At 57.0% G+C, this 12,695-nt stretch carries 7 protein-coding genes; all 7 read left to right on the forward strand.

Annotated elements, in window-relative coordinates; translation table 11 throughout:
- A partial coding sequence (locus C8N44_RS22080) for a nucleotidyl transferase AbiEii/AbiGii toxin family protein (RefSeq protein ID WP_107978895.1) occupies positions 1-747 on the forward strand: 747 nt, incomplete at its 5' end.
- Positions 748-1,087: 340 nt separating this feature from the next.
- Positions 1,088-3,391 carry an AAA family ATPase gene (locus tag C8N44_RS22085; RefSeq protein ID WP_089851222.1) on the forward strand — a complete coding sequence of 768 codons (2,304 nt, stop codon included), beginning with the start codon at positions 1,088-1,090 and terminating at the stop codon, positions 3,389-3,391.
- Positions 3,378-5,297, forward strand: coding sequence for a UvrD-helicase domain-containing protein (locus tag C8N44_RS22090; protein ID WP_089851224.1), 1,920 nt, complete (start codon positions 3,378-3,380; stop codon positions 5,295-5,297). Before C8N44_RS22085 ends, C8N44_RS22090 begins: the two co-directional genes overlap by 14 nt.
- Before the next feature lie 301 nt (positions 5,298-5,598).
- Positions 5,599-6,759, forward strand: coding sequence for a DUF2235 domain-containing protein (locus C8N44_RS22095; protein WP_107978894.1), 1,161 nt, complete (start codon positions 5,599-5,601; stop codon positions 6,757-6,759).
- A 67-nt stretch (positions 6,760-6,826) separates the two neighbouring features.
- Positions 6,827-8,695, forward strand: coding sequence for a hypothetical protein (locus C8N44_RS22100; RefSeq protein WP_207543677.1), 1,869 nt, complete (start codon positions 6,827-6,829; stop codon positions 8,693-8,695).
- A gap of 92 nt (positions 8,696-8,787) precedes the next feature.
- The gene (locus C8N44_RS22105) at positions 8,788-10,329 is read left to right on the forward strand and encodes a nucleotidyltransferase (protein WP_158274130.1); all 1,542 of its coding nucleotides are present in this window, start codon (positions 8,788-8,790) and stop codon (positions 10,327-10,329) included.
- Positions 10,330-10,492: 163 nt separating this feature from the next.
- Positions 10,493-11,623, forward strand: coding sequence for an SAVED domain-containing protein (locus C8N44_RS22110; RefSeq protein WP_089851238.1), 1,131 nt, complete (start codon positions 10,493-10,495; stop codon positions 11,621-11,623).
- The last annotated feature ends 1,072 nt before the right edge of the window (positions 11,624-12,695 follow it).

The raw sequence follows: 12,695 nt of genomic DNA on the forward strand, positions 1-12,695 counted from the left end.
CGCAGTGAGGAAAAGCGCTGGTCGAAAGCGGTCCGAAATCGATTGCCGAAATGGGTCGTCGAAACAACACAGCCCTTGATCCAGGACGCCATTGCAGCGCAAGGGCTGTCAGCCTCGACGCGGGCAGATGGCGACAAGCTTTTCATCGATTACGAGGCCGCCTCTTCTGGCTCCGGTTATGTCGCCCCTAGCGTGATGCTGGAATTCGGCGCGAGGTCGACGGGCGAACCGGCGAGCCTGCGTGACGTCGCCTGCGACGCGAACAGGCTGATCGAGGGCGTGACCTTTCCGACCGCGACACCGCGCGTGATGCATGCCGAACGAACCTTTTGGGAGAAGGCCACGGCGATCCATGTCTTCTGCGTACAGGGACGGCTCCGCGGGGAGCGCTTCGCGCGCCATTGGCATGACCTGGTACGCCTCGACGATGCAGGCATCGCGGATGTGGCTATTTTGGACCGCCCCCTCGCCTCTGCAGTGGCGCGGCACAAGCGCATGTTCTTTCCGGAGAAGTCGGCCGACGGAACGCCCGTGGACTATGAAGCCGCGGTTCATGGCAATCTGCAACTGGTCCCAAACGGAGAGGCTCGGACCGCGCTCGCGGCCGACTACGAGCATATGGTCGACGACGGCCTCCTGCTTGAAGACGCTGAGCGCTTTGACGACCTCATCGAACGTTGCGCAACCATTGCCGAGCGCGCAAACCGCACGGAAAGCAATCAACACATCCATACGCCCAATGTATAACCTTACAGGCGCATTTGGCTCCTTCCCAACCGATCACCTTGGAGATCAATGCTACATCTCATTTCGTCGAACCTGACGTTCGATCTTGGCGGCAACATGTCGATCGGGTAATTGGTGACAGCGGACAAAGCTGCCATCTGTCCTGCCTGATGCGATGATGGCTTCAGGGCCGGTGCTGGACTGGCTGGCTCCGACCTGCCGCCGACCAAAACGGACGTTCGTTGGCGTGCGAACAGGCCATGGCTGCTAATCGATCCAAAGCAAAGAAGCGCCCGCTTGGCGCGAAATACCGTCGATAGATCAGCCTCCTGGTGCTACATTGAAATAAGGAGGCAGCATCATGCGGATCAAATTTATTGAGATCTCAAATTTTCGGAAACTGAAATCCACTCATCTAGATTTTGATCAAAAAACAACAATTTTGGTCGGCGCCAACAATAGCGGCAAGACTTCCGCGATGGTCGCTCTACGCATCTTTCTCCTTTCGCCGAACCGCCTTGCACTGCGTGACGTGACGATCGCCAACTGGACTAAGATTGACCTGTTGGGTGAGGACTGGGAGACGGATGCCGAGGCGACAGTCGATTTTGACGCGCTCCTTCCCTCGGTGGACGTCTGGCTAGACGTGCCGCTTAGCGAGATTCAGCACGTCGTTCACATTTTGCCAACGCTGGATTGGTCCGGCGGATTGCTCGGCGTTCGACTAAAATATCATGCCAAAGACTTGGAAAAGCTAAAGGCTGAATATCTCGCGCAGCGAAGTGCTGCTCGGGATGCGTCAACTGCCGGCCCGAATGGAGAAGCGATCAAGATAGCGGTGTGGCCTCGCAACCTAACCGACTTTCTCGAACGGCGGTTGCGAGCGCATATCGAACTTTCGGCTTATCCGCTTGATCCGGCTGAGGTCACGCCACCGGGCAAGAACGGTCTGGCTATACCGCAAACCCTGCCCGCCAGTGCTCTTGCATTCGATCAGCCGCCTTTCAGGAAACTGATAAAGATCGACGAGATCGCGGCACAGCGTGACTTCGCCGATGCGGTCGGCAACGAAGGTGGAGAAGACAAAGGCGAGGCAACCAGCCGTCGTTTTAAGCGCCGTTTGTCCGACCAGTTGCGCTCCTACTACGATCGCCATCTCGACCCATCCAAAACCCCGTCCGACAAGGATTATGAGGCGCTCGGGGCAATACAGGCCGCCGAACGAAGCTTTGACGCGAGACTTGAGGCAGGCTTCGCGACTGCATTTGAAGAGTTAGAAGATCTTGGATATCCGGGGATGAACAACCCCAAGCTTAAACTCTCCACGCTCCTTCGCGCGACGGATGGGCTGAAACATGGCTCCTCCGTACAGTATCAAGTCGCGGATCCTTCCGGTGATGGCACCAAGACCCTCAAACTCCCTGAAGACTATTCGGGTCTCGGTTATCAGAATCTGATCGCAATGGTGTTCATGCTGATGGGTTTTCGCGACGAGTGGATGCGCGTCGAAAAGGCTGGCCTCCTCGAAGGCGTGGATGTGTCACACGAGATTCAACCTCTCCACTTGGTGCTTGTCGAGGAGCCTGAAGCCCATCTCCATGCCCAGGTCCAGCAGGTCTTCATCAACAAAGCCTACAACCTTCTCAGAAAGCATCCCGATCTAGGTGCCGAGGAAAGCTACTGCACCCAGCTCGTCGTCAGCACCCATTCCAGCCATGTTGCGCACGAGGCCGATTTCGCGAGCCTGCGATATTTTCGGCGCCGAGCCGCTGCGAGCAAAGGAGAAACGCCAACCACAACGGTCGCGAACCTCTCTCACATTTTTGGTGACGGCGACGACACAAAGCGCTTCGTAAAACGGTACCTCAAGGCGACGCACTGCGACCTGTTTTTCGCGGACGGGGTCATATTTGTGGAAGGCCAAGCCGAACGCATCCTTGTGCCGCACTTCATTCGCCATCATTTCCCCGAACTATCTCGTCGATATGTCACGCTGCTTGAGCTCGGCGGCAGCCATGTGCACAGTTTTCGGGATCTGATCGATGCTCTTGGAATCGCGACCCTGATCATCGGCGACCTCGACGCTACTGCGGCAGTCAAGATCATAGACAAGAATGGCAAGGAAGCAACGCGCTGGAAGTCGGCGCGCCCCGAACAAGGCAAGGAGCAGCGTACCGCTAACTCTGTCCTCAAGGAATGGCATCCCAAGAAGAAGCTGATCGACGAATTGGTCGCGCTCGCGCCCGAAGGGCATGTATCGGACGAAGGAGAGGACTACGAGCTCTACGTCGCCTATCAGAAGCCGGTGAAAATCAAGTCCCTCGGTCCGGGCGATGACATCATCATTCCACGAACATTCGAGGACGCCCTGATCTTGGAGAACCTCGCCACTATCGGAAATGTCGAGGGCTCTGTGACGTCGGTCAAGGTCAGATCCATCGTTGCGCAAGGCCTTTCGGGCGATGATCTTGAGGATGAACTGTTCGAGTTGTTGAAGACCGCTGAAAAAGCGGCATTCGCACTCGATTGTCTGATGATTGAGAACCCCACGGCCTTGGAACCACCGAGCTATATCGCGGCTGGACTTAAATGGTTCGAGCGGGCCGTCAGCAAAGATATTGCGGAAAGCGAACTCAAGACGGGTAAAGCAGATGGCGGACATTGAGACTGCGCCGGCGGACTTCGATGATGGCGCTGACGCCCAGATACGAGACTGCTTGAACCCCGCCAATCCACAGAGCTTCTTCCTGTACGCGGGAGCGGGCTCAGGGAAGACGCGCTCGCTTAAGAACGCACTGGATGCTTTCCGCGAAGATCACGGCACAGCTTTCAGGCGTAGCGGTAAGAAGATCGCGGTGATCACCTATACGAATGCAGCAGCCAATGAAATCGCTGAACGCGTAGGTGAGGATCCCGTGTTTCCGATTTCGACAATCCACAGTTTCTGCTGGAAGCATATTGGAACCTACCATAGCGACATCCAGGCGTGGCTGCTCGCGACGCTCCCTGTCGATCTGGCCGAACTGCACGAGAAGCAAGCAAGGGGGCGCGCCGGCACCAAGGCGGCGCTGGATCGCGAACGCGCAATTGCCTCTATTACGCGGCGTCTCGAATGGCTTAGAACTCCCCGGCGGTTCACTTACAATCCGAACGGAGACAATTTCGGCCAAGACTCGCTGTCCCATTCCGAGGTCCTGAAGATCACGGCGGCGTTCATTGAAAACAAACCATCGATGCAGGCGGTCCTCGTCAACAAGTATCCCTTCCTGCTCATCGATGAGAGTCAGGACACAAACAAGGGCCTACTCGAGGCCTTTTTCGCACTCGCAGCTTCGAACAAGGGCATGTTTGCTGTGGGCCTGTTCGGGGATATGATGCAAAGGATTTTTCTCGACGGTCATCCGGAACTGGAACGCCTGGTTCCGGAAGATTGGGCCCGTCCCGTAAAGCGACTGAACCACAGATCACCTCAGCGCGTGATCGCGCTTGGCAATGTGCTTCGCGCTCCGATTGATCATCAAAGCCAGGTGGCCCGCGAAGATAGCGATGTCGGGCTTGTTCGCTTGTTTGTCGCCTCCAGCAGCACGCCCGACAAGCCGGCGTTCGAGCGGCAGGTTCAGGAGCGAATGGCTGAATTTTGCGGCGATCCTGATTGGCGGGACCAAGCAGGAGTGAAGGCGCTCACGCTCGAACACCATATGGCGGCGTCAAGGTACGGGTTCCTTGAAATGTTCCAGGCGCTTGACCGGGACTCGCGCCTATCGACCGGGCTTCGGACAGGAGAGATGGCGGGCCTAAGGCTTTTTACCGAACGCGTCGCTCCGCTAGTCGCGGCTGCACAGGCGAACAATGCCTTCGCGGTCATGGCTCACCTCCGCGCAACTTCTCCCCTTCTGAAGCGATCAGCGATTGCTGAGAGGTCGATAGCCGACGATCCGTTGCAGCCAATTCGTGCAGGTGTAGACGCGCTGCTGGGCCTCGACACCGAAAGCCCAGATGCAACCTTTCTCACCGTTCTCCAATGCGTGGCGGAACATGGACTGTTCGAAATTCCTGCTGCCCTGCAGCCGTTTGTCGCTGATGAACCGAAGGCCGATGCGGCCGCGCCTGAGCCAACTAGTGAAGATGCAGAGTCGAACGAGGAGGAGGCAGTCGCGGAGGCATCTCCCGAGAGCCTGGAGGCTTGGCGGGCATTTCTTGAGACACCGTACCACCAAACGGTCCCTTTCGCAGAATATGTCAGCGATCGTGGTCCCTTCGGAACCCATCAGGGCGTAAAGGGCCTTGAATTCGACCGCGTATTGGTAATTCTTGACGATAGCGACGCGCGTGGTTTTCTGTTTTCTTACGATAAGCTGTTCGAAGCCAAACCGCTGTCGGGCACTGACCGCAAGCATCTTGCCGATGGCACCGAAGGCGGCATCACGCGCACGCGGCGCCTCCTCTACGTCACCTGTACACGAGCGCAGAAAAGCTTGGCGCTAGTCGCCTATTCCGAAGATCCCGATACTCTCGTCGCCTCCGCACTTCGTAACGGTTGGTTCGAAGTTCATGAGATCGAACGATTTTGAGCACGGACCACGGAGAATATGATCGATTGTCTGACAATTCGTCCAGCACCCAGCGACAGTACAGTGGGTCAGAAAACCTCCGCTGCCCTTGTGTTGTGAAGACCTGCTTCAGTCATCCGGATCACTTCATGACAGGCGCCGCCGAACCTCTCACCAACCCTTAATCTTTCACCGCCAGCCGGCCCGGTCTGCTCCTCTTTGGTCTGACGGAGCTCCGCGATCGCGGCTGGTCATGCGCGATTGAGTTGGAGCCTTCCCATTCGTTGGTAGGTTCTCTATCCATAGCTAGAGGAGATATTTGATGCCGAAGAACATTGTCATTTGCTGTGACGGGACGGGTAATGAAATTGGCGTCAAGATGTCAAATGTCCTCAAGCTGTATCGAACCCTTGAGAAGGACGACGACCAAGTTGTGTACTACGACCCCGGCGTCGGGACGCTAGGACAACGAAAGACGTGGGGACGACTTACCCAAAACGCAAGAGGCATATTGGGCCTCGCCACTGGCTATGGATTGGACGACGATGTCCTAGGCGCGTATCGCTTTTTGGCCCAGAACTACAGTGAAGGTGACCAGGTGTTTCTTTTCGGCTTTAGCCGCGGCGCCTACAGCGTTCGCATCTTAGCCGGCTTCATTCATCTCCTTGGGTTGCTGCGCCCGGATCAGCTGAATTACGTCGGCTACGCATTTGCCGCCTACAAGCGCGCCGCTATGGATGGGGAGGATCTTTCTGTCGCTTGGCATTTCCGAAGAATCGTAGGGGGGCGGACGATGCCGATCAAATTTCTTGGCGTATGGGATACCGTTGCATCGGTCATCGTGCCACGTCCAGACCGCTTCTATATCCCTAGCCTGGAGACGTTGCCCTACACACTGCAGAACCCCAGTGTTGAAGTCTTTCGTCAAGCGATCGCTATCGATGAATCCCGCCGGATGTTCCGTTTGCGGCCCTGGAAAGATGACCAAGATTTTAGGCCGAACCGCTTTTCGACGTCGGAGCCTCAAAAGCAGGACAGTCGACAGGTTTGGTTCGCGGGCTGCCATTCCGACATCGGTGGGGGGTATCCCGAATCTCAAAGCGGGCTGTCAAAGTTTCCGCTCCGTTGGATGACCCAACACGCCAAGGCATATGGGTTGAACATAAGTACGTCGATGTTCAATCATCTTGTAGAAGGGCGGGCGAGACGTGGGAGCGAGCATGAATACGTGGAACCTTACGCGGGTGCAGAGCTGCATAAATCAGCAACCGGTGCCTGGCGCATCCTCGAGTGGCTGCCCAAGGAGGTGAAATTGCGAGAGTGGCCGGCGCGCAAGGCCATGTTCGGATTGTATCTGCCGCACTGCGAACCGCGCTTGATTCCGGAAAATGCTCTTATCCACGAGTCGGTATTCCAGCGGAAAAATACCCTTCCAGCCTACCAGCCGCAGAATTTACCAAAATCATTTGAGATCGAGGCATGAGCGCGCGGAGAAACTGATTAGACCCCTACTGGTCATCCACCCAAGACCGGCAAGCTGAGAGATCCCAATGGCAATATCCAGCGATCAATGCACACCGTACCTGTCTGTTGCGCTTTACCGTGCAAAAAATGAACAGGCGATTGGACCGAGCGATTTGCTCACTGCGATCCGCGATTTTGCCAAGGAAAATGCTGAGAAGAAAGGCAAGGAAAAGCCTAGATTTCCGACTGTTCTGGACCCCTGGATCGAAGTTGAGGGAACGACGATCGCCCTGGCGCACTATGTCGAAAAGAGAGTTCCGAGTTGGTTCGTTGGTGAAGGTATTACAGACACACTAAATCAGCTGATCATCGTCGCCAGACGCGGAAGTCTGTACGCCTTACTGTTCTCCGACAATGGCCTTCGAAGCTCGGTTTCAAAGAAGGTCTTACGAGCCGCCGACGGACCCTTTGCGAGCATCACGCGGCTCAGCTCGAGCCAGATCAACAAGGCATTTGTCGAGAGCGAGGTTCGGACGCTTTGGCTCAGCGGGACACACCGTCGAACCGCAATCAAGCCTGACTCTAAGATTCTCTCGGGACTCGAATTGGAGACCTCCCTCGATCCGCTTGGGGACCAGACCTATTACTTCAGCTCGGTCCGCAGTACGATGTCGCTATCAGACGACTTGACGGGTGCGGTCGTCGGTGCAAGCCCGTCGGGAGGCCGTATCTGGATTGGCCCCACCCGGTCCTGGAACGAATTCACCAGATCCATCGGCATCATTCTCGACCGAGCGGCCACCTGCATGAACGATGCTGCGCGGCCGGACAAACCTCTCCCAATTCTCGCCTCGACGATCTCTACTCTAGATGGAATTGAGCAGCCCTACGACCTCGCGTTCATTGTACCCGAACAGGTGCACGATGGCGACGGCGAGGCAGATGAGGGCGAACTTCGATGGCTCCAGCAGTTTGGCGATGCAGCTCGGTTTGAGGTCACAGCCGTCGCCGGAAGCGCAAACTTTGAGGCTGACGTATACTGGGCAACAGACAGGCTTGGGCGACTGGCCTACGACTTCGAGCAATCCACAGGCGCAGATATCCGACTCAAAATTCGGCAGGTGGACGGTTTCAACAACAATGACCGGGATCCTGAAATTCTTACGATCTGCCGGGACCCAGGAAACCTCACGGTCTATTTCGACACGGGCCATACGTACTCGCGCGGTCATTTCTACGAAGCCCGCTTCAGAGACGCCAGGTTCTCCGACTGGCAGTGGGTTTCGATGGCACACGATGAAACTGACTTTTGGCAAGAGAAGCCATTGGACGGCAAACGGTTTGCGGTTGAGAACACCGGCAATGCCGAAGACAAATCCCTTTTTGGCATGGTTGCAAGGCACTGGCCAAATCTGGCGGAACGAGGTCCGCAGACCGGCTGGCTCGTGTGCGACGACGGAGCCATGGAGTCGGCCGATTTCATCCATATCGACGACGCGAGTAACCCGCCTGAACTGACATTGATCCACGTGAAAGGAAGCGGGTCTGACAAAAACAACCGCGGGCTGTCCGTGTCCGACTATGAGGTTGTCGTCGGTCAGGCGATCAAGAATCTCCGCCACATCGACCGCGGGTTGCTGCGAGAGAAGTTGGGGGCAAACGCCGACGGCGTACTTGAGAACGCAGTCTGGCATAATGGTCAAAGGCAGGAAAACCGAGGCGCGTTACTCGCCATGCTCGATGGGTTGGGCTCAAACATGAAAACGACTGTGGTTGTGTTCCAGCCGCGGGCGCGCCGTTCCGTTTTCAACAGCATTCGAGGAAGGATGGATGATGGTGACATGAACCGATCAGATGTCCGTCGCATGCAGCAACTGGATGCTCTTCTTCTCGGAGCGCGGGCTGATTGTTTTTCGCTGGGAGCGGAGTTCCGCGTGATTGCGGATGATAGCTAGCCAGGATTGTCGGCCATCCACAAAAACACCCCCGCAGGACCCTCGGGATCTCGTGTACCATTTGTCGCTTTGATTAAAAGGAGGCCATTTGCATGGCGTTCACGCTGCCGAATACCCGACCCCTCGACGATCTGCTCGAAGACCTTGTCGAGGAACTGCAGGTGCCGCCAGGCCGCTACGAGCAGGCCGAGAGAAGCTACAAGTCGCTTGGTGAGTGGTTGCACAGGCCGGAGTCAACCGTGCGGGAGAGCGATCCTGACGTTTATGTGCAGGGCTCATTCCGCTTGGGGACGGCGATCAAGCCCGCGTCGGACGAGGAAGACTACGACATCGATATGGTCTGCCGTCTCGGCTACGAGAAGTCCTCCCTGAGCCAGGCGGAGCTCAAGCGGCGGGTCGGCGTCGAAATCAGGGCCTATGCAAAGCGCCACGGCATGAGCAAGCCGGATGACGGTCGGCGGTGCTGGACGCTGGTCTACGCCGACGGTGCTCAGTTTCACATGGACGTTCTGCCGGCCGTGCCGGATTCCGAGAAGAGGCGATACCTCAGGGAAGCAGGTCCGGTCCTTGCCCGTCTCGGGGCCACCGCCCTCGCCATCACGGATAATGAACACCCTGATTTCCAGCGGATTGCGGGAGACTGGCCGCGCAGCAATCCGAAAGGCTACGCTCTGTGGTTCAGGGATCGCATGGGCCAAGCCTTCCGAACCCGTGCCCTGAACGAGGCCCACAAGATGCGGGCCAGCGTCGAGGAAGTGCCAACCTACCGCGTGCGCACGCCTCTGCAAGGGACCATCCAGATCCTCAAGCGTCATCGTGATATGATGTTCAGCGACCGAACTGACGAGAAACCGATCTCGATCCTGATTACGACGCTTTCCGCCCACGCTTACAATCAAGAAGATGATCTCTCTGGTGCACTCTTTTCCATCCTCCGCAACATGGACAGGTACATCATGCAGCGCGAAGGTGTTGACTGGGTCGAGAACCCGGCCGACCCTGCGGAGAACTTCGCGGACAAATGGGAAAAAAATCCGGAGCGGCGGGACGCATTTCACGAATGGCTCGCGCAGGCCCGCGCCGATTTCGCGTCCGCTCACCGGGCCGCCACCGCCGATGTCGCGGGAACCATCCTGAGCGAGCACATGGGCACGGCACTGGTCAATCGGGCCCTCGGGCGGCGCAATCCGGTCCAGAAATCGGGATACGTAGCGCCGCTTGTGCGCGCCGCCAACCTTATCCTAGCGCCGGCCTATATGCGCAAACCGCGCTGGCCCCATAAGCCGGAAGGCAGAGTCTCCATCGACACCGCGACATTCACGCAGAAGGGGTTTCGTCCCCAGCCTTTCATCAGTGGCGGCGCTGCATTGCCGAAGCACAGCTCACTGAACTTCAAGGCCGAAACGACCCTGACGGGCCGGTTCAAGGTTTATTGGCAGGTAGTGAACACCGGGCGTGAAGCAGAGGTGGCAGATTGTCTACGCGGCGGATTCAACCTGGATTCAGCCGTGCGGGGCGGGCTGACCCATACCGAGAGCACACTCTATCGCGGTCAGCACAGTATTGAATGTTTCATCGTCAAGAACGGTAAGCTGGCGGCGCGCAGCGGCCAGTTCATCGTCAACATCGCCTGATGCGGAATGCTGGCAAGATGAAGCGACGGAGGCCTTGTCATTGGTAAGACCCTCCCGGGTGAATTCGACTGTCCGCCAAGTATGAAGATGGTAACCACCCCGACCCGTTCTAATATGAGATCGTTCGCCATTCCAAGGGCGGCCTGAATTTGGAGGATGACCCTTGTCCAGTTCCTATATCCCGAAGGCGACGCAGATTTCCCTTTGGACACTCGCGGCCGGACGGTGTGAATTCGCCGGTTGCAACCGCTTGCTGATCGGCGACCTTATCGCCGGAAAGGAAGACGGCAAGTTCGGCTTCATCGCCCATATCGTGGCCGACAGCGAAAACGGCCCGCGTGGCGACAAGGTCAGGTCCCCTTTGCTGAAACAGGACATCAGCAACCTGATGTTGATGTGCCCGATCCATCACAAGCTCATCGATGTAGATCATGTGGACGACTACCCGGAGGCCACGCTCATCGCGATGAAGCAGGAACATGAGAGCCGGATCGAGATCGTGACGGACATGGATGCCGACCGCGCGGCACACGTTCTGCGGTTCGCCGCCAATATCGGACAGCTCGAATCGCTTGTCTCCACCAAGGCGATATTCGCAGCCATGCCGCCTGACCGGCATCCGGCGGAGAGACGCACGATCGACATCGAGCTCAACGCCGAGGTGCGTGACGGGGAGCCGGCCTTTTGGGCCATGCAAAGCGAGCACCTACGCAGGCAGTTCGCGCGCAAGGTCAAGGAACGGGTCGAACAGAGGGAAATCCAGCAGCTGAGCGTCTTCGCGCTTGCACCGCAGCCGCTTCTGATTGAACTCGGTACCCTGCTCGGAGACATCATGCCGGTGTCGGTTCATCAAAAATATCGGGAACCGGCGACCTGGAAATGGCAGTCACAGCAACCTGCTATCACATTCCGAACCCAAGACCATTTCGGTGCGAAGGAGTTGCCCGTCGCCCTGAAACTGGGTGTGAGCGCCACGATTGATGACGGCAGGATCTTTTCTGTCCTAGGAGAGCATGCCGCCATCTGGTCGATTACCGCGGAGACCCCTCATAACGACATCATGAGGCGGCAAGACGATCTATCGGTCTACAAACGACATCTTCGCGGCATGTTTGATCGGATCAAGGCGCACCATGGCGAAAACGCTCTCATCAACGTCTTCCCCGCCGTTCCGGTGTCCCTGGCCGTGGAAACCGGTCGCGCCTGGATGCCCAAGGCCGATCTGCCCATGCGCATCTTCGACCAGAGCCGAGAGGCCAAGGCGTTCGTTGCGGCAATCACTATCGGTGGGTAGCCGCAGACCAAATCTAAAGAGGATTTGGTACTTGGTACAGACAAGTCACGGCTTACAAATTGCTTTCAAAGCATTATTTACGATCAACCCGTCCAATCGATCATGGGTGCCACGGCAAGCCGTGACGCATATTTTGCATTTACTTTCATACACTTACTCTCCGCATACGCAGACAGCCACCTAACGGGATTTCTCGTGATTCCCGGGGGTTTTCCCTGGTTTCCGTGGGTTTTCCAAGACAGCTTGCTACCGAGTAGCAACATCCATCCCGCCAATCATGTCCGAGCCAGAGCTCCGCCAGGGTCAGGCGACCCACCTGATTCTGGCTGCGCCTCGACTTACCCCATCCGGACGGTTTCCGGCCAGATCGAAGTGACACCACGTTCTCGACGATCAACAAGAAAGGGACGGTCATGTCTCACACGACCCAAGTTAGCTCCAAAAATATACTCCAGCAAATCTCGCGTGACCGCGCAGCGGGTTCTCCATTTGCCTTCCGCGCAGAACTGCCCGCCCAGCCGCGACCTGCCGAAAGTTCCGGGACCAGCAAGAAAGACTCTTTGCGAAAGCCGAAACAGACCAAGCGGACGCAAGTGTCGACCAAAGCGGATAACTTGCCCACAGTAGAAGACTGTTCGGACGAACCCTTCATTTCGGCACGCGCTCCGAAAGACGGCCTCCCGAGATACTGCGCGCAAATCCGTCGCAGGACCGACGGTGGTCCAATCAATATAAGCAAGACATTCACAAGCCTCAAGGACGCCAAGAAGTGGCGAGATGACACGTTGGCCCAGATACAACTGGGTTTACTTGCTCCCAAGCAAGAAGAAGGCTCAAAAACGGCACCTCGTGTCTGTGATCTAATTCAAAAAAGGAAGGACAAGGGGCGGAGCGTCGAGAAGACCGCAACCCAAAATCTCGAATTTTGGATCAATCACCCACACTGTCAGGAGCCAGCGTCTACCATAGACCGACTCTGATGCTGTAACCGCCCCCCGACGGCATCGCTGTGCCAAGGTGGGATCGCAACAATCCTTAATGGGAGGCGGTCATGTCAAAGATTACCACGGTC

The organism is Allosediminivita pacifica (genome assembly GCF_003054175.1).
GTDB classification, from domain to species: Bacteria; Pseudomonadota; Alphaproteobacteria; order Rhodobacterales; family Rhodobacteraceae; genus Allosediminivita; species Allosediminivita pacifica.